The sequence below is a fragment of the Agromyces terreus genome, from assembly GCF_009749465.1.
Lineage (GTDB): Bacteria > Actinomycetota > Actinomycetes > Actinomycetales > Microbacteriaceae > Agromyces > Agromyces terreus.
Window position 1 is genome coordinate 205,157 of the sequence record NZ_WBIS01000003.1, and the last position, 18,498, is coordinate 223,654.

Here is an 18,498-nt window from a genome sequence, read left to right on the forward strand (position 1 = left end):
CTCGGGGCTGACGCCGTCGGCGCCCCCGGGTATCGTGGCCCGGCGTGGACGTGATCACGAACGACGACCTCGACGACCTCGAACGTGAGCTCATCGGCCGCGTGCGGGGCCGTGTGCTCGAGATCGGCGCGGGCGACGGCGAGAACTTCGGCGCCTTCCATCCCGACGTCGTCTGGACGGGCCTCGAACCCGACGCCGGCCGCCGCGCCGAACTCGCGACGAGGGCGCGCGAGTGGCGGCACGCGTCGACGCCGCTCGGGGCGACGGCCGAGCACATCCCGTTGCCGGATGCCGCGGTCGATGCCGTCGTCGGCACCTACGTGCTCTGCTCGGTGCGAAACGTCGCCGTCGTGCTGGCCGAGCTGCGGCGGGTGCTCGTGCCCGGCGGGCGGGTCGTCTTCGTCGACCACGTGGCCGCGCCGCGCGGCACGTTCAAGCGGGCGGTCCAGAACGTCGCGACCCCGCTGTCGGCGAAGCTCGACCACGGCTGCCACTGGAACCGCGATCCGCAGCCGCTGCTCGAGGCCGCGGGGTTCGCGGGCGTCGACGTGCGTCGCCTCCGGGTGCGCTCGTTCCCGCTCGGCCCGGTGCCGGTGCTGCTCTACGAGGGCGTCGCGCCGCGCTGATCGACCGGCGGTGCGGGGCGCGCCGCGACATCATCGAGCACGCCGCGCGCGAGCATCGTCGCGCCCGCCACGGCCGCGGGCATCGTGAAGATCGCGCCGAGCGGAACCATGAAGCAGAGCTGGGTCGCGATGCCGAACCCGAGCAGCCGCGAACGATGCCCGCGCAGCAGCGCCGAGCGCTCGTCGGCCCCGATGCCGCGCGACTCGAAGGCGCGGCCGGTGAGCTCCCACGCGAGCAGCCGCCCCGAGAGCACGACGCCGAGCACGGGGGCGAGCACGCCGCCGACGATCGGCAGGAGCCCGCTCAGCGCGACCCCGATCGAGACGAGCATGCCGAGCGCGATGAAGCCGGCCGCGTCGCCCGCCGAGCGCCAGAACCCGATGCCCTCGCCGGTGGGCTCGCCGCCGAGGTCGGCCTCGACGGCACGCCAGATGCGCTCGTAGAACGGGTCGCCGACCATGAGCGTGAGCCCCGTGAACGTGACCGCGGCGAGCACGATCGCGCCGCCGAGCACGACGGCGCCGACGGCGGTGCGCACGATCGTCGCCCACGGCTCGACCCAGCCCGCCGCGAACGGCGTGGCCCAGACGGTGATGCCGGGCAGGCTGAAGCCGAGCGCGACCAGCGCCGTGAGCACCACGACCCAGACGATGGCGGCCGGCACGAGGCCGAGCATCATCGTGCCGGGCTGGCGGCGCCAGAAGCCGAATCCGCGCAGCAGCGTGCGCACCCCGAGCAGGAACCGTTGGATCATCGCCGTCCAGCCTAGGCTGGTGCTCCGCGGGACGCGCCGCCGGACGCGCCCGCGCCCGTGCCCGAAGGAGGAGCGCCCGTGCTCGCATCGATCGACGTGAACCTGCCCGGCGGGGGCGTGCTGCGTGCCCACGACGCGGGTACGGTGGCGGATGCCTCCTCCGGCCCGGTGCTGATGTGGCACCACGGCTCGCCGCAGACGGGTGCCCCGCTCGAGCCGGTCGCGGCCGCGGCGGCGGCACGCGGCATCCGGCTCATCTCCTACGCACGCCCCTCGTACGGCGGCTCGAGCGCGAGGCCGGGGCGCGACGTGGGCTCCGCGGGCGACGACGCGACCGCCGTCGCCGACGCGTTCGGCGTCGACCGGTTCGCCACGATGGGCGCCTCGGGCGGCGGGCCGCACGCGCTGGCGGTCGCGGCGCGGCATCCGCAGCGGGTGAGCGGCGTCGTGACGCTCGCCGCACTCGCCCCGTTCACCGCGCGCTTCGACTGGTTCGGCGGCATGCGGGCCCCCGGTGGGCTGCGGTCCGCACGGGAGGGCGGCCGTGCCGCGAGGGCGCGGTTCGCCGAGGCGGACGAGTTCGACCCCGAGCAGTTCCTGCCCGCCGACTTCGCCGCGCTCGAGGGCGCCTGGTCGGATCTCGGGGCGGATGTCGCGAGGTCCGCCGAGTTCGGCGACGACGGGCTCATCGACGACGACGTCGCCTTCACCTCGGACTGGGGATTCGAGCTCGCCGAGGTCGTCGCGCCCGTGCTCGTCGTGCAGGGCGAGGGCGACCGCGTCGTCCCGCGCACGCACGCGTCGTGGCTGCTCGCGCACCTGCCCGATGCGACGCTCTGGATGCGCCTCGACGACGGGCACGTGTCGGTGCTCGACGTCGTGCCCGACGCGATGGACTGGCTGCTCGAGCACTGACGCGGCGAGCCGGTTCAGGCGGCGCGCCGGGTCAGGCGCCCGGCGCGCTCGGGCCTGGGAGGGCCGATCCGCGGTCGTCGCCCGGATCCGAGAGCGAGTCGAGCGCGGCGACCAGGTCGCGGTGCAGGTCGTCGACGTGCTCGAGCCCGACCGAGAGGCGCACGAGCCCGTCGGGGATGGTCGGCTGCTCGAGCTGCCACCGGCGGCGGCGCTCGAACGTCGACTCGACGCCGCCGAGGCTCGTGGCGTGCACCCAGAGCGCGGTGCGCTGCACCAGCCGGTCGGCGGGTTCCTTGCCGCCGCGCACGACGATCGAGATGATCGCGCCGAACCCGGGGTAGCGCACCTCGTCGAGCTCGTCGTGCCCGGCCAGGCGCGTCGCGAGCTCGCGTGCCGTGGCCTGTGCGCGCTCGAGCCGAACGGGCAGGGTGCGCAGCCCGCGCAGCGCGAGGTAGGTCTCGAACGGGCCCGGGATCGCGCCGAACAGCGAGCGGTGCGCGACGATCTTCTCCGACAGCTCGTCGCTCGCCGTGATCACGGCGCCCATGAGCACGTCGCTGTGACCCGAGATGTACTTCGTGGCCGAGTGCACCACGAGGTCGGCGCCCGACTCGAGCGGCCGCTGCAGGAGCGGCGTCGCGAAGGTGTTGTCGACGGCGACGAGCGCGCCGTGCTCGTGCGCGGCCGCGACGAGCTCGGGGATCTCGGCGATCTCGAGCGCGGGGTTCGTGGGCGACTCGATCCACACGAGCGCGGCGCCGGCGAGGGACGCCGCGACCGCTGCGGTGTCGCTGATGTCGACGTAGTCGACGCGGAGGCGGCCCTTCGACGCGAGCTGGTCGAGCTGCGCGACCGTGCCGGTGTACGAGTGACGGGGCGCGACGACGGTGCCGCCCTCGGGCACGAGGTCGAGCACGGCCGTGATCGCCGCCATGCCGGAGGCGAACGAGGTGCAGCGCCCGCCCTCGAGCCCTCCGAGCGCGTCTTCGAACGCCGTCCACGAGGGGTTGCCGTAGCGCGCGTACTCGAGGTCGCCGCCCGCGACGTAGGTCGAGGTGAGGTGCACGGGCACGTTCATGGGCTGGTCGGGCTCGTGGGGCGGCCGGCCGGCGATGATGAGGCGGGTCTCGGGGTGGAGCGCCGGCGCAGCCGAGGTCGAATCGGGCACGGGGAACCTCCATGGGGCGAACGGATGCCGCGTGCCGCGCGCACGGGCCCAGCCAGCGTAACCCGCACGGCCGGGCGGCCCCGACGCCGTGACCGGTCGTGACGACGCCGGGCTCCGGCGCGGGGAGTCGGAGACCGCAGCGACCCCGCGCGTCCCCGTACGTCAAGGGGGGTGACAGGCGGGGGAGGGTCGCCTAGCGTCGGAGCATGAGCGACGAACGCACCTCCACGGTTCCCCGCACGATCGGGCGCTGGCTGCTGGCCGGCCTGCTCGTGTTCGCCGGCATCAGCCACCTGACGTTCGCGCGCAAGGAGTTCCGTGCGCAGGTGCCGACGTGGGTCCCGATGGACGCCGACGGCGTCGTCGTCGCCTCGGGCGTGGTGGAGGTGGCGCTCGGCAAGGCGCTGGTCGTGCTCCCGAAGGAGCGCCGCCGCATCGGGTGGATCGTCGCGGCGTTCTTCGTCGCCGTGTTCCCGGGCAACATCGCGCAATGGACCGAGGGCCGCGACGCGTTCGGGCTCACGAGCGATCGGGCCCGCCTCATGCGCCTGCTGTTCCAGCCGTTGCTCGTCGCGCTCGCGCTCTGGTCGACCGCGCCGCGCAAGCACTGAGCCGGCCCGACCGGGCCGACCGCCCGGGATCAGGCCTTGGGCGCCTTGACGAGCGACAGGATGGCGGCGACGAGGCCGACCCCGCCGACGAGGGCGATGACTCCGAGCACCGACCAGATCACGGCTTCAATCGACATGGTGAGACCCCTTCGCGGTTGTGCTCCCATTCTGGCCCGCGCGCCGCGGGGTGCCAACCGTCGGCCAAGGCGGATCGCTTCAGAGCGACGTTCGCGCAGATCGTTATGCCCTGCTCGTGGAGGTAGCCTCACCTCATGAGCGAGCTGCCGCCGGAGCGACGGGTCATCCGTCTCTTCCCGGACTACTCGCGGGACTGGCCGCTGTGGGAGAACTCGACGCCGACGTGGGACGTCGGCTACACGACGACGCCCGCCATGTATGGCCTGTCCGCGGATCTGACGACATCGATCGCGGCGTGGAACTCGTTCTGGGAAGCACATTTCAACGATGCAGATGGATGGGACGGCGTCGACGCCCGCGACCAATGGGGTGCCGACGGGGAAGAGATCGCTCGACGTCTGAGTGAGGAAGTCGCAGAGTTCGCCGACGTGCAGTACGAGCCCTGGCCCCTACGCGGCCCCATCCGGCCGGCCTAGATCCTCCAGCGACTCCGTCGCCGACTCAACCGATGATGAGTTGCGGCACGAAGATGACGGCAACCACTACGACGGGAATGAGCGCAAGCATGAGAAGCGCTCCGTTGATCCTCCGCCGGCTGACGGTGCCCTTCTCAAATGACGAGTGGCTGAGCTTGTCGAAGTTCGGCAAGAGCGCCTGATAGGGCGGCTCTCGGTCCGCAACGTGTTCGGCCGGCGTGCTGGGGTCGACTTTGTCTCCCATGAGACGACCGTAGCCCTGATACTCGCTCGATCAGGGGTCTTTCGTCAGATCCTTCGACAGCCCCCCTGAGGGGATCGCTGTGCGCAACGGGAAATCCGACCTGGTGCCGAAATCTCGTCTATGACCGGCACTACCGGCCAGTGAACGTCGCCTGCGTTGGGTCGGGTCGGCCGCTGAGTTCGCCTCGGAGTAGCTCGCGTGCACGCGCATATCGCGACCGAGCCGTCGACGGCGATGTACCGGTCACGGCGGCCGCGTCTACGAGGCTGAACCCGTCCCAGTGGATCAGGCGTACGAGCTCTTGAAGTCGGGGTGGCAGCCTCGCGATCGCGGCGCGTACGTATTCGGCTTCTTCGAGGGATTCGACCTCGTTCGGTGCGACGAGATTCGCGCGGGTCAGCTCGTCGCGTAGCCGTTGGACGGCCTCGTGTCGACGACGCTTGGTCCGATGGGAGGCGAGGAGTACTCGTGCGGCGATGCCGAACATCCATCTGCGGGCCTCGCTGTCGTCGGCGGGAAGGCGGTCGACGCGCTTCCACGCGACGATCAGGGTCTCGCTGAGCAGGTCGGCCGCGTCCGCGCGTGGAAGGACTCGCCTTTCGAAGTAGACCAGGAGATCGGGAGCACTCGTTCGGATGATCTGCTCGAGTCTCGCCTCGCTCGCGAGGGCCGCCCGGGTCATCGTCGGCCTTCGCAAACGCCGCCCGACTCGATGGAGATATCCGAGGTGGGTAGGCCGAGCGCGGCGACGTGCGTGATCGTCATGTCGTAGATCAGCGTGCTGCGGGCAACCGACTCAGGGTTCCGGGACCGGCTGCCGTCTTGAGCGTCTTCGGCAAGCTGGGCACTGAGGTCGATGGCATCGATATCGAGTGATGCGAGGTACTCGCGTGCGGCCTGCAACGAAGGCGAATCACCGTCGCTGCTCTCGGACGCTGGCACCACCCGAAACCCCTCGTCGCACCGTTCGTCACCGTGCGAGTAGGAGGTCGTGTTGTCGGTCCACCCGAACCAGGCGAGCACTCCGGGCGCGGCTGCGGCAACCGAGGCGCCGCCCGCCAGCGCGAAGACGATGAAGCTTCCCGCGAGGACCGGTCGCCAACGCTGGCGTCGAGGCGGATGCGCTTCATCGAGAAGCCGGTCGAGGGCTTCGGTCAGCCCAGTGGATCTCTCGGCAACGTCGGGTTTCGAGCGAAGCAACAGCCTGTCGAGGTCATCATCCACTGCCGACTCCGTTCCGTTCTTGTGCTTTCACACGTATATGTCCGCTCGCACCCGGAACGTCCATGATCATCGCGATTCGCACCGCGAATTGTGCATCAGTCGTCGGCGCTCGTCGCGGTCGGCCTCCTGTTCGCCGCGGTGTTGGGATCAGGCCGCAGATGTCACGAGCTTCCGTTGTCGTCAGTCCTCGTAGTGCAGGAGATCTCCGGGCTGGCAGTCGAGGACTCGGCAGATCGCGGCGAGTGTGGAGAATCTCACTGCCTTCGCGCGGCCGTTCTTGAGCACGGCGACGTTTGCCGGCGTGATGCCGATCGCCTCGGCGAAGTCGCCGACGCTCATCCGGCGCTCGACGAGCATGCGGTCGATCGAGATGCGGATCGGCATCAGATCACCTCCTCCAGTTCGGCACGCATGAGCGTCGCGCGGCGAAGCAGCGATCGGAGCACGAGCGTGACGCAGCCCACTACGACGAGGACGAGAACGACCATCACCTGAATGAGCGCGAGGAACGGACTCCCTGCCTGCCCGTTGCTGATCACCACGAAGCTCGTGACCACGAGCGCGACAGCGCACGCGAGGGAGGCGATGAGGACGTCGACCCAGAGCAACGACGCTCGGGCCAGTACGGTTCCGCGGTAGATGCGGTGCACGAGCAACGAGATCATCGCCAGCGCGATGAGCGCGAGGGCAATGAAGGCGATCGCCAGAGCGAGGAGCGGTCCGCGCAGATCCGAGTACTCAGGCAAGCTCTCCGCGAGATCCGCACTGACGCCGGGCAGGACCACGAGGGCCCCGATACCAGCGAGGAACAGCACCCCAAGCAGCGCCTGAGTGATGATGACGAGACTGCGAGAGGGGCGCGGGAGGTCGAAATCCATGGATCGATTGTCGAGAGATCGCCTATCGAAAGTCAATAGATGGAGTGGCTCAGCGAGCATCGCCGGTCGGACTTCGCCCGGGTGTCGTCGTCGTAGTCGGGTTTGCCTTCGTTCTGAGCTGAGAGTCGAACCTTCAACTCCTCGTAGCGAGCCCGCACCAGCGAGTCTGCTCGGAGGAGATCCCGGAACGCGACCGCATATCGACCCCATGGGGAATCGAGGCGGCGCACGTGAAGAATGACGTCTTCGTCGGGATGCACGAAGAGCGACTTCACCCAGACGTGCTCATCGACGACGTCCGATCTCGGCGGTCAGGTGAGGCTGGCCTAAGAAGAAAATCAGCATTGATCTGGGGAAAAGCGGCCGGAATGCGTGGCGGTCTCCGGGGGCTCGGGCGTAGCATCGCGATACGCATCCGAGCCGCATGGAGGTCCCCATGAGCATGACCCTCGACGAACTGCCCGCCGTCTCCGAGTGCTCGGTGGCCGGCTGTTCCTACAACGACCACTCCCACTGCCATGCCGCGGCCGTGACGATCGCGGGCGCCGTCGGCGACGCCGAATGCGCCACGTTCATCCCGCTCGGCACGCGCGGCGGGCTCGACAAGGTCGTCACGCACGTGGGCGCGTGCCAGCGCTCCGAGTGCGTGCACAACGACTCGCTCGAGTGCACCGCGGCATCCGTGCGCATCGGTGCCGGCGCCGACAGCGCCGACTGCCTGACGTACGAGGCCTCGTAGGCCCTCCTCCACTCGACCTCGAGCCCGGCGCGCCCCGCGTGCGCCGGGCTCAGCCGTGCTCGCGCAGGTAGGCCAACTGGGCGCGCACGGAAGCCTCGGCGGCCGGCCGCACCGCGGCATCCGTCTCGGCGTAGACCGTGTCGACGACGCCCGCCACCGTCTCGGGATCGGCCGGGTCGGCGCCCAGGCCGCGCAGCACCGCCCGCACCTGTTCGAGGCGCTCGGCTCGGTGCGCGAGGTACTCGTCGCAGATGTCGCCGAGGTCCTGCAGCACGGGGCCGTGCCCGGGGAGCACCGCGACGTGACCCGACCGCGCGCGGCCGAGCTCGCGCAGGCGCTCGAGCGAACCGAGGTACGGCCCGAGCGCACCGTCGGGGTCGGCGATGATCGTCGTGCCGCGGCCGAGGATCGTGTCGCCCGTGAGCACCGAGCCGTGCGGCGCATCGTCGGGCAGCGAGAAGCACACCGAGTCGGCCGTGTGCCCCGGCGTCACGAGCACCTCGATCGCGAGCCCGGCCGCCGCGATGCGCTCGCCGTCGACGAGCGGCCCGGCGCCCACGCAGAACGCGGGGTCGACCGCGCGCACGGGAGCCCCGGTCAGCTCGGCGAAGCGCGCGAGGCCGTCGCGGTGGTCGCCGTGATGATGGGTGAGCAGCACGAGCTCGACCGTGCCGAACTCGGCCAGGCGCGCCAGATGCGCCTCGTCGAGCGGCCCCGGATCCACGACGACCACGCCGGCCGAATCCGGTGCCCGCAGCACGTACGAGTTCGTGCCGTCGAGGGTCATCGGGCCGGGGTTCGGCGCGAGCACGCAGGTGGCGAGCCGCGAGACGGCCGCCGGGGGAGTCAAGGCGCGAACATGGTGCCGTTGCCGATCGCTCATGCTCCGAAGCATACGGCGGCCGGCCCGCTCGCGACACCGGGTGCGGATCGGCGCGGACCGTTCTACTGTGGGGAGATGTCCGCAGAGCTCGACGCCCTCATGGACGACTCGGTCGACGGGTTCGCCGCCACCGTCGTGCTCCTGCGCGACGGCGAGCGCGGCGTCGAGGTGCTCCTCGCCGAGCGCCCGCACCGCGGCTCGTTCGCCGACGCCTGGGTGTTCCCGGGCGGGGCCGTCGATGCGGCGGATGCCTCCGACGGCGTGCTCGACGGCGAGGCGGCCGCGCGACGCGCCGCCGTGCGCGAGACGTTCGAGGAGGTGGGCCTCGTGGTCGAGGCCGACGACCTCGTGGCGTTCTCGCACTGGACCCCGCCGCCCGGCTCCCCGAAGCGCCTGCGCACGTGGTTCTTCGCGGCGCGTGTTCCCGAGGGCGAACTGCGGCTCGCGCCCGACGAGGTCGTGGCCGTGCAGTGGATCCGACCGATCGACGTGCTCGAACGGCATGCGACCGGCGGCATGACGCTCTGGCCGCCCACGTGGGTGACGGTGCACGGGCTCACCCGCGCGGCATCCGTCGACGAGGCGCTCGCCGAACTCGCCGCGGGCGAAATCCGTCCGTACGTCTCGCGCTACAGCGACGACCGCACCGCCGTGCTCTGGCAGGAGGACGAGGCGTTCGACGCCGACGCCGAGCACGCCGCCTCGCACGCCGTGCCCGACGACGGGCCCGACGCCCGCGGCGATCGGCACCGCCTGGTGATGGACCGCCTGCCGTGGATCTACGTCAACACGCTCGGCGCCGGGTTCTGAGCCCGTGACCGACGTCACGGTCGTCGGCAGCGGCCCCAACGGTCTCGTCGCGGCCGTGGTCGCGGCGCGCGCCGGGCTGTCGGTGCGGGTGCTCGAGGCCGCTCCGACGCTCGGCGGGGGCGTGCGCACGGCCGAGCTCACGCTGCCCGGGTTCCGGCACGACGTCGGGTCGGCGGTGCATCCGGCCGGGCTCGCGTCGCCCGTGTTCCGGCGGCTCGGGCTGCTCGACCGCGTCGAGTGGGTCGTGCCGGAGGTCTCCTACGCGCACCCGCTCGACGGCGGCCGCGCGGGCATCGCGTGGCGCGACCTCGACCGCACCGTCGACGGACTCGGCTCGGCCGGGCCTGCCTGGCGCCGCCTCGTCGCGCCGCTCCTCGCTCGCGAACGCGGCGTGGTGCAGCTCACCGGGTCGCAGCTGCTGCGGGTGCCGCGCGACCCCGTTGCCGCGCTGCGCTTCGGCCTGCGGGCCCTCGAGCAGGGTCTGCCGTGGCTGTGGGACCGCCGGTTCGCGGGCGCGGGCGCCGGCCCGGGCGGCGACGGCGAGGCCGCGGAAGCCCTGCTGGCCGGGGTCGTCGCGCACGCCGGCCCGATGCCCTCGCTCGCCTCCGCGGGGGCCGGGCTGCTGCTCGCCATGCACGGTCACGGCGTCGGCTGGGGGTTCCCGCGGGGCGGTTCGCAGGCCATCGCCGACGCGCTCCTCGACGAGTTGCGCGAACGCGGCGCCGAGATCGTGACGGATGCCCCGGTGCAGCGCCTCGCCGAGGTGCGCGACTCCCGCGCAGTGCTGCTCGACACGACCCCCGCGCTGCTGCTCCGCGAGCCCGACCTGCCCGCGGGCTACCGCCGCGCGCTCGAGCGCTACCGCTACGGCTCGGGGGTGGCGAAGGTCGACTTCGCCCTCGACGGGCCCGTGCCGTGGTCGAACCCGCTCGTCGGCCGTGCGCCGACCGTGCACCTCGGCGGCACCCGCGCCGAGATCGCGGCCGCCGAGCGGGCCGTGCACGCCGGACGCCAGCCCGGGGTCGGCGGTGCGCCGCGGCATCCGTACGTGCTCGCGACCCAGCCGAGCGTGCTCGACCCGACCCGTGCGCCCGCCGGCAAGCACGTGCTCTGGGCCTACACGCACGTCCCCGCCGGATCGACGTTCGACGCGACCGAGCTCATCACCGCCGAGATCGAACGGTTCGCGCCGGGGTTCCGCGACCTCGTGCTCGCGTCGGCGTCGAGCAGCGCCGCAGACATGGCGAGGCGCAACGCCAACCACGTCTGCGGCGACATCTCGGCCGGGGCGCTCAGCCTCGCCCAGCTCGTGAAGCGGCCCGTGGTGTCGACGGCGCCCTGGCGCACGCCGATCCCGGGCGTGTACCTCTGCTCGAGCGCGACGCCGCCCGGCCCGGCCGTGCACGGCATGAACGGCTGGTGGGCCGCGCGGCTCGCCCTGCGCGAGCGGTTCGGGCGGTGAACGGCCCATGCCCTGGCAGGACTGGTTCGGCTGGTTCGACGCGACCGACTACGAGATCGCCCGCGAGGTGCTGCAACGCGGCGTCGCCGCACTCGCGCTCGTCGCCTTCGTCTCGACGCTGAACCAGTTCCGCCCGCTGCTCGGCGAACACGGCCTCCTGCCGGTGCCCGAGCTGCTGAATGCCACCGGCGGGCGCCTGCGCGGTCCGAGCGTGTTCCGCTGGGGGTACACGGATCGCCGGCTCGTGGCCGTCGCGACGACGGGCATCGTGCTCGCGGCATCCGTCGTGCTCGGCCTGCCCCAGCTCGGACCCCCGTGGCTGCCGCTCGTCGTGCTGCTCGCGCTGTGGCTGCTGTACCTGTCGATCGTGAACGTGGGGCAGACCTTCTACGGCTTCGGCTGGGAGATGCTGCTCTGCGAGGCGCTCTTCACCGTCGCGTTCCTCGGCTCGCAGCAGGTGCCGCCGCCGCTCCTCGTGCTCATCGCCGTGCAGTGGCTGGTGTTCCGCCTCGAGTTCGGCGCCGGCATGATCAAGATCCGCGGCGGCCGCGAGTGGCGCGACCTCACCGCGCTCATGTACCACCACGAGACCCAGCCGATGCCTGGGCCGCTCAGCCGGCAGGCGCACCTGCTGCCGCCCTGGTTCCACCGGGGCGAGGTGATCGGCAACCACTTCGCGCAGCTCGTCGTGCCGTTCCTGCTGTTCGTGCCGTGGATCGGGCCGGTGCCGGTCGGCGCGATCGCGGCCGCCGTCGTGATCCTCACGCAGCTCTGGCTCATCGCGACCGGCAACTTCGCCTGGCTCAACTGGATCACCGTGGTGCTCGCCGCCGCCGCGATCCCCGACACCGTCTGGCACGCGGTGATCCCCGCGATCCCCGCCTCGTCGTGGGCCGGATCGGGGGCGGATGTCACGACGAGCCCGCCGTGGTGGATCGCCGTCGTGCTCGCGGCATCCGCCCTGCTCCTCGTGCTCAGCTGGTGGCCGCTGCGCAACCTCGTCGCCCGCCGTCAGCTCATGAACGCGAGCTTCAACCGGTGGATGCTCGCGAACGCCTACGGCGCCTTCGGCACCGTCACGAAGCGGCGCATCGAGATCGTCGTCGAGGGCACCCTCGCCCGCTCGCCCGGCGACGGCGGCGCCGAACTCGACGAGGACTGGCACGAGTACGCGTTCAAGGGCAAGCCCGGCGACGTGCGCGCGGTGCCGCGGCAATGGGCGCCCTACCACCTGCGGCTCGACTGGCTCATGTGGTTCCTCCCGCTCGGGCGCATGTGGGAGCCGTGGTTCGAGGTGTTCCTGCTGCGCCTGCTCGAAGCGGATGCCGCGACCCTGCGCCTGCTCGCGCGCGACCCGTTCGACGGCGCGCCGCCCGCGAGGGTGCGGGTCCGGGCCTACCGCTACCGGTTCGCCACGCACCGCGAATACCGTGCCTCGCGCGTGCGATGGGTGCGGACCCTCGAGGGGGAGGTCCTCGCGCCCGCCTCGCTGGGATCGCCGGTCGAGGACTGAGCGCGGTGGACGTCTCGAGACCCTGGCGTCTCGATGCGCGCCCTCCTGCGTCGGGTGCTACTCGACCGGCGTCGTCGCCTCGGCAGGACGGTGCTCGACGTCGTCGACATGCGCGCGCGGCATGGCGATGCCGCCCGCGATCGTGACCACCGCGGCGACGAGCACCGCGACGAACACCGAGGTCGACGCCGCGTGGATCGCCACGGGGGACTGCTCGCCGAGCCCCGAGCGGGCGATCACGCCGTTCGCGACCGCACCGAAGATCGCCACGCCCACGGCGCTGCCCATCGAGCGCAGGAACATGTTCGCCCCGGTCACGACGCCGCGTTCCGACCACGGCACCGAGGACTGCGCGGCGATGAGCGTGGGCGACGCCACGAGGCCGAGACCGAGGCCGACGACGAAGCACGCGATCGCCGTGGTCCAGACGTTCGGCTCGAGCGAGGCCGCCACGAGCGCGGCCGCGCCGAGCACCGTGATCGCGAGCCCGATGAGCGCCGTGCGGCGGAAGCCGATGCGCAGGAAGAGCCGCCCCGACTGGCTGGCCGCGATCGGCCAGCCGAGCGTCAGCGCCGCGACGGCGAGCCCCGACACGAGCGGGCTCGCCCCGGCCGTGGCCTCGAGGAACGTCGGAACGTAGGAGGTCAGCCCGATGAGCACCGCGCCCACCCCGAGGGAGATGAGCGAGGTCGTGACGATCAGGCGGCGCGAGAACACCCAGAGCGGCAGCACCGGCTCGGCCGCCCTCCGTTCGATGAACACGAACCCGACGAGGAGCAGCGCACCGACCGCGAACGCGCCGATCGACTGCCACGACAGCCACGCCCAGGCCTGACCGCCCTCGAGCACGGCGAGGATGATCAGCGTCGACGCGATCGTCAGCGCGGTCGCGCCCGCGTAGTCGATGCGGTGCCGTTCGCGTGCGACGGACTCGTGGTAGCCGCGGATCAGCATGAACGCCGCGATGAGGCACAGCGGGATGTTGACGAAGAAGATCCACCGCCACGACGCGAACTCGGCGAACAACCCGCCGAGCGTGGGGCCGACGACGGAGGAGACCGCCCAGACGCTCGCGATGTAGCCCTGCACCCGCGCACGCTCGCGCACCGTGTAGATGTCGCCCGTGATCGTGATGGAGACCGGCAGCACGGCGCCCGCGCCGAGCCCCTGCACCGCACGGAACACGATGAGCGAGGTCATGTCCCACGCGAAGCCGCAGAGCACCGAGCCCACGAGGAACAGGCCGATGCCGATGAGCATGATCGGCTTGCGGCCCACGGTGTCGGAGAGCTTCGAGTACACCGGGACCGAGACCGCCTGCGCGAGCAGGTAGATGGAGAACAGCCACGGGAACTGGGTGAAGCCGCCGAGATCCGCGACGATCGACGGCACGGCGGTCGCGAGGATCGTCGAGTCGATCGCGATGAGCCCCGTCGCCAGCATCACGGCGACGAGCACCGGGCCCCGCTCGGACCGGAACCCCACAGCAGCCGTCTCGGACACGTTCCCCCTCACGTGCGGGCGCGTTGGACCGCCACAGAGGAGGACAACGCGCTCGCCGCGGATTCATTCCGCGCCGCGCTCGCCGCGCCGTGGCGCCGCACCCTCCCGATGCCCGCCTGCCCGAAGATCACCGGCGCGGCAGGCTACCGCCCGGGCGCGTCACCGCGTAGCGTCGCATCCATGTGGAGATCACCGCGAGCGCGCCAGGCGCCGCCGCCGGCCGCCCAGGTCACGACCGACAGCGCGTCGCGGGCACCCGAGGTGAAGATCCGCTCGTTCCGCATCGGCTTCGTCGGCGCGCTCGGCGTGCTGCTCGCGATCCTGCTCGGCGGCATCATCTCCCAGCTCGGCACCGTGCTGCTCTACGTCGCGCTCGCGCTCTTCCTCGCGCTCGGCCTCGACCCCGTGGTCAGCTGGCTGCAACGACGCGGGCTGCCCCGGTGGGGTGCGATCCTCATCGTGTTCGTCGCGGTCATCGGCCTCTTCGTCGGCCTCATCGCGGCCATCGTGCCGATCGTGGTCTCGCAGACGAAGCTCATCGTCGAGAACTGGGAGGACATCCGCGACAACGTCCTGAACAGCGACTTCGTCGCCTGGCTCAACGCCCTCGGCGGCGGAGATCACGCGATCGACGACGCGATCGCCTCGGCCGGTGACTGGCTCGCCGATCCGGCCAACCTCGGCGCCCTCGGCGGCGGCATCCTCGCGGTCGGGGTCGGCATCGCCGGCGGCTTCACCGGCGCGACCATCGTGCTGATCCTGACGCTCTACTTCCTCGCCTCGCTCGACTCGATGAAGCGCTACTCCGAGCGGTTCGTGCCCGCCAGCTCCCGCCGCAGCTACCGCGACGTCACCGAGGAGATCACCGGATCCGTCGGCCGGTACGTCATCGGCCAGTTCTCGCTCGGCGCGATCAACGGCGTGCTGAGCCTGATCTTCCTGTCGATCATCGGGGCGCCCGCGCCCATCCTGCTCGCGTTCATCGCGTTCCTGCTCTCGCTCGTGCCGCTCGTCGGAACGCTCACGGGCGCGGTCATCATCTCGCTCGTCTGCCTCGCCGCCTCGCCGCTCACGGCACTCGTCGCGGCGATCTACTACCTCGTCTACATGCAGGTCGAGGCCTACGTGCTGAGCCCGCGCATCATGAGCCGCGCCGTGGCCGTGCCGGGCGCGCTCGTCGTGATCGCCGCCGTCGCGGGCGGAACCCTCGGCGGGGTGCTCGGCGCGCTCGTCGCGATCCCGGTGGCGGCGTCGCTCATCATCATCGTCGAGAAGGTCATCTTCCCGAGGCAGGATGCCCACTGACGAGACCGGCACGCCCCGAGGCGGGTGGGCCGGCAACCTCTGGGCGGGTCTGCGCGGATCCGCCGCCGACGGCCTGCGCAGCATGCGGGGGCTCTTCGACCGTCGCACCCTGAAGTCGGATGTCTCGTCGGGACTCGTGCTCGGCCTCGAGAGCGTGCCCGACGGCCTCGCCTCGGGCCTGCTCGCGGGCGTCAACCCGCTGGCCGGGCTCTACGGCTACATGTTCGGCATGGTGGGCGCCGCGTTCGCCACCGGCAGCGCGTTCATGGCCGTGCAGGCAACCGGCGCGATGGCCCTCGTCGTCTCCGACAGCGGGCTCGAGACCCGACCGGATCCCGACCGCGCGCTGTACACGCTCGCGATCCTCACGGGCGTGTTCATGATCATCGCGGGCGTGCTGCGCGCCGGCCGGCTGCTCCGCTTCGTGCCCACCGCCGTCATGACCGGGTTCATCACCGCCGTCGGCGTGAACATCATCCTCGGGCAGCTCTCGAACTTCACCGGGTACGAGGCCGAGGGGTCCAACCGGGTCATCCGCACGTTCGACCTCATCACCCACTTCTGGCGCGTCGACCTCCCGACGACCGTCGTCGGGCTCGTCACCGTCGTGCTCATCGTGTGGCTCCAGCGCACCCGCCTGCGCTCGCTCGGCCTCGTCGTCGCCATCGTGCTCGGCTCCGCGCTCGCCGCGGCGTTCGACGCCTGGTTCGACGCCCCGGTCATGACGATCCAGCAGATGGTCGACGTGCCGCGCGGCCTGCCCGGCGCGGTGCTGCCCGTGATCGACGACATGATCTTCCTGCTCGTGCCGGCCCTCTCGCTCTCGTTCGTCGGGCTCGTGCAGGGCGCGGCCGTCTCGACGGCGTTCCCCAACCCCGACGGCCGCCCGGTGCCGCCGTCGCGCGACTTCATCGGGCAGGGCGCGGGCAACCTCGTCGCCGGCCTCTTCCAGGGCATGCCGGTCGGCGGCTCGATGTCGGCCTCGGCGCTCGCCGTCGCGGGCGGTGCCAAGACCCGGCTCGCGATGTTCATCGCGGGGCTCGTGATGGCCGTCACCCTCCTGCTGCTCTCGGGGGTCGTCGGCTACGTCGCGATGCCCGCCCTCGCGGCCCTGCTCATCGTGGTCGGGTTCGGCACGATCAAGCCCGCGCAGGTGTACTCGGTCGCCCGGTCCGGTGCGTTCCCGCTCACGATCATGGCGGTGACGTTCACGCTGACGCTCGTGATCCCGCTCCAGTTCGCCGTGCTCGTCGGCGTGGCCCTCGGCATCGTGCTCTTCGTCGCCGACCAGTCGAACTCGGTGCGCGTGCGCCAGCTCGAGCTCATCGACGACGGACGCATGCGCGAGGTCGCGCCCGCCGAGCGCATCGGGCCGAAGCGCGTCGTCGTGCTCCAGCCGTACGGCAGTCTCTTCTTCGCCAGCGCGCCGAGGTTCGAGTCCCAGCTGCCCACGATCGACGAACGGACCCGCCGCGCCGTCGTCGTCATGCGCCTGCGCGGCATCGACCAGCTCGGGTTCGCCGCGATCGAGGTGCTGAAGCGCTACGGGCGCGACCTCGACGAGCACGGCTCGCGGCTCGTGCTCGTCGTCTCGAACGACCGCGTCATGACCCAGCTCGAGCTCGCGGGCCTCGCGGGCGAGCTCGGCGACGGCGGCATCGTGCGCGGCAACGAGTGGATCGGCGCCGGCGTGCGCGACGCCGTGCACGACGCCCGCACCTGGGTGCGGGCCGACCCCGACCGCGGCTGACGGCGCGTCCGCCGACGGCGCGCCCGCGCCTGCCGTCGGCACGCCCCGGCGGGCGTCAGAACCAGATGCTGAGGTGCGGGGTGCGGGGCGCGTGGAACAGGCGGTCGGCGACCGCGAGCGACCCCGGCGCGAGTTCGGCGAGGCGTCCGGCGCGGGCCAGCACCGACGGTCGGGTGCCGCCGAGGTAGATCGACGCGAGGTCGCGGGCGTCGATGCGCAGCCCGTGGGCGGCCTGCGCCCGGGAACGTCGGCCCGAACGCGGGTGGCTGCTCGCGGCATCCGCCTGCGCATCGTGCCGTGCCTCGGGGCGCGCGCCGTTCGCGGCATCGGGACGGGCGTCGCCGGTGCGTCGCACCTCGGCGTGCCCGTCGCCCGAGACGTCGAGGACGAACGTGCCCTCGGCGTGGCCCAGGGGGTCGGCGATCTCGAGCGTGAGCGTGCCGGCCGTGCCGTAGTCGCGCGCGGAGAGGGCCGCGACGGGGTCGAGCACCCGCAGCCAGAGGTGGTCGGAGATCTCGTGCAGGCTCACCGCTCGCGGGTCTTCGAGAAGCCAGGGCAGCGGCTCGTCGACGCTGCGCAGGCGCACGCGCGCCTCGGTCACGAAGTCCTGCTCGACGAGGAAGCGCCAGAGCTCGCGCTCGGCGTCGTCGGTCGCCGCGACGAACACGTCGCACTCGAGCGCGCCCGGCTCGTCGGGCGCGCGAACCACGCGGAACGCGACGAACCCCTGGGCCTGCCCGGCGGCGTCGTCGTACCGTGCGACGCGCAGGGCGCGCGCGTCGGCGCTGCCGGGGTCGACGAGCCCGAAGTGCCGCTCGAGGAGCCCTGGCCAGCGGTCGATCTCGCCCGGGGTGCGCGCGACGGCGCGGCGGGCGATCGCGGGCGCCTTCCCGATCAGGTCGGCCGGTTCGACGAACTGGACGCGGCCGGGCGATTCCGGGCCGATCCAGTGCGCGCGACGGCGATCGACGTGCACCGTCGCCGCGGATGCCGCGGGGCCGAAGCCGTAGCGGCCGTAGATCGTCGCCTCGGTCACCGTGAGCATCGCGAGCGCGGCCCCCGCCGCCTTCGCGTAGCGCAGCTGGGCCTCGAGCAGCGCCCTCGCGATGCCGCGGCGGCGGTGGGTGGGGGAGACGGTCACCGAGCTCACGGCCCACGCGTCGACGCTTCGCCCGCCGGGAACGCTGAGCCCTGACGGCCATCCGTCGACGGTCGCGACCGGCACCTGCGGGTCGTGCGCCGTGGGGTCGTAGACGCCGCGGACGTTGCGCTGACGCGAGACCTGCAGCGCCCGCCGCAGCTCGGGGGCCTCGGGCCTCGCGTGGTGGAACCCGCGCGTCTCGGCCTGCACCCACGCCTGCAGGGCGGGTTCGTCGGCGGGGTCGACCCGCCGGTACTCGAGTCCGCGTGCGGCGAGGGCGCTCGTCGCGAGGGGATCGGCCGGAACGCTGTGCGGATCGAACATCACCCCAGCGTACCCAGCGGCGGGAGGAGTCCG

At 72.1% G+C, this 18,498-nt stretch carries 21 protein-coding genes; 10 read left to right on the forward strand and 11 right to left on the reverse strand.

All coding sequences use genetic code 11. The features are described from left to right. Nucleotides 1-44: 44 nt before the first annotated feature. On the forward strand, nt 45-626 hold the full coding sequence (locus GQQ92_RS09580; protein WP_156999026.1) for a class I SAM-dependent methyltransferase: 582 nt from the start codon (nt 45-47) through the stop codon (nt 624-626). Here GQQ92_RS09580 and GQQ92_RS09585 read toward each other — a convergent pair. Beyond that, a complete protein-coding gene (locus GQQ92_RS09585; protein ID WP_156999027.1) occupies nt 602-1,381 on the reverse strand; it encodes an EI24 domain-containing protein in 780 nt (259 codons plus the stop codon). The genes GQQ92_RS09580 and GQQ92_RS09585 overlap by 25 nt on opposite strands. Before the next feature lie 78 nt (nt 1,382-1,459). Here GQQ92_RS09585 and GQQ92_RS09590 point away from each other — a divergent pair, with 78 nt between their 5' ends. After that, a complete protein-coding gene (locus GQQ92_RS09590) occupies nt 1,460-2,296 on the forward strand; it encodes an alpha/beta fold hydrolase (RefSeq protein ID WP_232057609.1) in 837 nt (278 codons plus the stop codon). A gap of 31 nt (nt 2,297-2,327) precedes the next feature. Here GQQ92_RS09590 and GQQ92_RS09595 read toward each other — a convergent pair whose 3' ends face one another. After that, nucleotides 2,328-3,464 (reverse strand): trans-sulfuration enzyme family protein, encoded by a 1,137-nt coding sequence (locus GQQ92_RS09595; protein WP_156999028.1) that lies wholly within the window; start codon nt 3,462-3,464, stop codon nt 2,328-2,330. Between the two features lie 206 nt (nt 3,465-3,670). On the opposite strand from GQQ92_RS09595, the gene GQQ92_RS09600 reads away from it, so the two are divergent. Together GQQ92_RS09600 and GQQ92_RS09605 are read left to right on the forward strand one after the other, a co-directional pair. After that, the gene (locus tag GQQ92_RS09600) at nt 3,671-4,075 is read left to right on the forward strand and encodes a DoxX family protein (RefSeq protein ID WP_156999029.1); all 405 of its coding nucleotides are present in this window, start codon (nt 3,671-3,673) and stop codon (nt 4,073-4,075) included. 272 nt (nt 4,076-4,347) lie between these two features. Then, the gene (locus tag GQQ92_RS09605; protein ID WP_156999030.1) at nt 4,348-4,689 is read left to right on the forward strand and encodes a hypothetical protein; all 342 of its coding nucleotides are present in this window, start codon (nt 4,348-4,350) and stop codon (nt 4,687-4,689) included. A gap of 25 nt (nt 4,690-4,714) precedes the next feature. Here the strand turns inward: GQQ92_RS09605 and GQQ92_RS09610 are convergent, their stop codons facing one another. From GQQ92_RS09610 to GQQ92_RS09635, 6 genes are all read right to left on the reverse strand, one after another. Next, entirely contained in the window at nt 4,715-4,933 is a 219-nt protein-coding gene (locus GQQ92_RS09610; RefSeq protein WP_156999031.1) for a hypothetical protein, read from the reverse strand. 130 nt (nt 4,934-5,063) lie between these two features. Continuing rightward, complete coding sequence (locus GQQ92_RS09615; protein WP_156999032.1) at nt 5,064-5,615, reverse strand: RNA polymerase sigma factor; 552 nt, start codon at nt 5,613-5,615, stop codon at nt 5,064-5,066. After that, a complete protein-coding gene (locus tag GQQ92_RS09620; protein ID WP_156999033.1) occupies nt 5,612-6,157 on the reverse strand; it encodes a hypothetical protein in 546 nt (181 codons plus the stop codon). Before GQQ92_RS09620 ends, GQQ92_RS09615 begins: the two co-directional genes overlap by 4 nt. Before the next feature lie 180 nt (nt 6,158-6,337). Continuing rightward, a complete protein-coding gene (locus GQQ92_RS09625) occupies nt 6,338-6,541 on the reverse strand; it encodes a helix-turn-helix domain-containing protein (RefSeq protein ID WP_156999034.1) in 204 nt (67 codons plus the stop codon). Further along, nucleotides 6,541-7,035 (reverse strand): DUF2975 domain-containing protein, encoded by a 495-nt coding sequence (locus tag GQQ92_RS09630; protein ID WP_197738184.1) that lies wholly within the window; start codon nt 7,033-7,035, stop codon nt 6,541-6,543. The genes GQQ92_RS09625 and GQQ92_RS09630 overlap by 1 nt, the downstream gene beginning before the upstream one ends. 32 nt (nt 7,036-7,067) lie before the next feature. Next, a complete protein-coding gene (locus GQQ92_RS09635; RefSeq protein WP_156999036.1) occupies nt 7,068-7,310 on the reverse strand; it encodes a GrpB family protein in 243 nt (80 codons plus the stop codon). Between the two features lie 161 nt (nt 7,311-7,471). On the opposite strand from GQQ92_RS09635, the gene GQQ92_RS09640 reads away from it, so the two are divergent. Then, nucleotides 7,472-7,774, forward strand: a complete 303-nt coding sequence (locus tag GQQ92_RS09640; protein WP_156999037.1) for a DUF1540 domain-containing protein — start codon at nt 7,472-7,474, stop codon at nt 7,772-7,774. Nucleotides 7,775-7,823: 49 nt separating this feature from the next. Here the strand turns inward: GQQ92_RS09640 and GQQ92_RS09645 are convergent, their stop codons facing one another. Further along, entirely contained in the window at nt 7,824-8,657 is an 834-nt protein-coding gene (locus GQQ92_RS09645; protein WP_156999038.1) for an MBL fold metallo-hydrolase, read from the reverse strand. Between the two features lie 75 nt (nt 8,658-8,732). Between GQQ92_RS09645 and GQQ92_RS09650 the strand changes: the two genes are divergently transcribed. From GQQ92_RS09650 to GQQ92_RS09660, 3 genes are read left to right on the forward strand one after another with little or no spacing between them, the layout of a single operon-like run. Further along, nucleotides 8,733-9,467, forward strand: coding sequence for an NUDIX hydrolase (locus GQQ92_RS09650; protein WP_197738185.1), 735 nt, complete (start codon nt 8,733-8,735; stop codon nt 9,465-9,467). A gap of 4 nt (nt 9,468-9,471) precedes the next feature. Beyond that, on the forward strand, nt 9,472-10,929 hold the full coding sequence (locus GQQ92_RS09655) for a phytoene desaturase family protein (RefSeq protein ID WP_156999040.1): 1,458 nt from the start codon (nt 9,472-9,474) through the stop codon (nt 10,927-10,929). A gap of 7 nt (nt 10,930-10,936) precedes the next feature. After that, on the forward strand, nt 10,937-12,442 hold the full coding sequence (locus tag GQQ92_RS09660) for a lipase maturation factor family protein (RefSeq protein WP_156999041.1): 1,506 nt from the start codon (nt 10,937-10,939) through the stop codon (nt 12,440-12,442). Between the two features lie 57 nt (nt 12,443-12,499). On the opposite strand, the gene GQQ92_RS09665 is transcribed toward GQQ92_RS09660, so the two are convergent. Beyond that, nucleotides 12,500-13,885, reverse strand: a complete 1,386-nt coding sequence (locus GQQ92_RS09665) for an MDR family MFS transporter (RefSeq protein ID WP_156999137.1) — start codon at nt 13,883-13,885, stop codon at nt 12,500-12,502. A gap of 240 nt (nt 13,886-14,125) precedes the next feature. Between GQQ92_RS09665 and GQQ92_RS09670 the strand changes: the two genes are divergently transcribed. Both GQQ92_RS09670 and GQQ92_RS09675 read left to right on the forward strand, forming a co-directional pair. Continuing rightward, complete coding sequence (locus tag GQQ92_RS09670) at nt 14,126-15,250, forward strand: AI-2E family transporter (RefSeq protein ID WP_156999042.1); 1,125 nt, start codon at nt 14,126-14,128, stop codon at nt 15,248-15,250. Beyond that, a complete protein-coding gene (locus tag GQQ92_RS09675) occupies nt 15,240-17,000 on the forward strand; it encodes a SulP family inorganic anion transporter (RefSeq protein WP_232057610.1) in 1,761 nt (586 codons plus the stop codon). Before GQQ92_RS09670 ends, GQQ92_RS09675 begins: the two co-directional genes overlap by 11 nt. A 55-nt stretch (nt 17,001-17,055) precedes the next feature. On the opposite strand, the gene GQQ92_RS09680 is transcribed toward GQQ92_RS09675, so the two are convergent. Then, nucleotides 17,056-18,465 (reverse strand): GNAT family N-acetyltransferase, encoded by a 1,410-nt coding sequence (locus tag GQQ92_RS09680; protein WP_156999043.1) that lies wholly within the window; start codon nt 18,463-18,465, stop codon nt 17,056-17,058. Nucleotides 18,466-18,498 lie beyond the last annotated feature (33 nt).

What these genes read in the sequence shown, in the direction of transcription:
- GQQ92_RS09585 (WP_156999027.1), bottom strand. Translation starts at nt 1,381, where the DNA reads ATGATCCAACGGTTCCTGCTCGGGGTGCGCACGCTGCTGCGCGGATTC.
- GQQ92_RS09600 (WP_156999029.1), top strand. Translation starts at nt 3,671, where the DNA reads ATGAGCGACGAACGCACCTCCACGGTTCCCCGCACGATCGGGCGCTGG.
- GQQ92_RS09605 (WP_156999030.1), top strand. Translation starts at nt 4,348, where the DNA reads ATGAGCGAGCTGCCGCCGGAGCGACGGGTCATCCGTCTCTTCCCGGAC.
- GQQ92_RS09610 (WP_156999031.1), bottom strand. Translation starts at nt 4,933, where the DNA reads ATGGGAGACAAAGTCGACCCCAGCACGCCGGCCGAACACGTTGCGGAC.
- GQQ92_RS09615 (WP_156999032.1), bottom strand. Translation starts at nt 5,615, where the DNA reads ATGACCCGGGCGGCCCTCGCGAGCGAGGCGAGACTCGAGCAGATCATC.
- GQQ92_RS09625 (WP_156999034.1), bottom strand. Translation starts at nt 6,541, where the DNA reads ATGCCGATCCGCATCTCGATCGACCGCATGCTCGTCGAGCGCCGGATG.
- GQQ92_RS09630 (WP_197738184.1), bottom strand. Translation starts at nt 7,035, where the DNA reads ATGGATTTCGACCTCCCGCGCCCCTCTCGCAGTCTCGTCATCATCACT.
- GQQ92_RS09640 (WP_156999037.1), top strand. Translation starts at nt 7,472, where the DNA reads ATGAGCATGACCCTCGACGAACTGCCCGCCGTCTCCGAGTGCTCGGTG.
- GQQ92_RS09645 (WP_156999038.1), bottom strand. Translation starts at nt 8,657, where the DNA reads ATGAGCGATCGGCAACGGCACCATGTTCGCGCCTTGACTCCCCCGGCG.
- GQQ92_RS09650 (WP_197738185.1), top strand. Translation starts at nt 8,733, where the DNA reads ATGTCCGCAGAGCTCGACGCCCTCATGGACGACTCGGTCGACGGGTTC.
- GQQ92_RS09660 (WP_156999041.1), top strand. Translation starts at nt 10,937, where the DNA reads ATGCCCTGGCAGGACTGGTTCGGCTGGTTCGACGCGACCGACTACGAG.
- GQQ92_RS09665 (WP_156999137.1), bottom strand. Translation starts at nt 13,885, where the DNA reads ATGCTGGCGACGGGGCTCATCGCGATCGACTCGACGATCCTCGCGACC.
- GQQ92_RS09670 (WP_156999042.1), top strand. Translation starts at nt 14,126, where the DNA reads ATGTGGAGATCACCGCGAGCGCGCCAGGCGCCGCCGCCGGCCGCCCAG.
- GQQ92_RS09675 (WP_232057610.1), top strand. Translation starts at nt 15,240, where the DNA reads ATGCCCACTGACGAGACCGGCACGCCCCGAGGCGGGTGGGCCGGCAAC.
- GQQ92_RS09680 (WP_156999043.1), bottom strand. Translation starts at nt 18,465, where the DNA reads ATGTTCGATCCGCACAGCGTTCCGGCCGATCCCCTCGCGACGAGCGCC.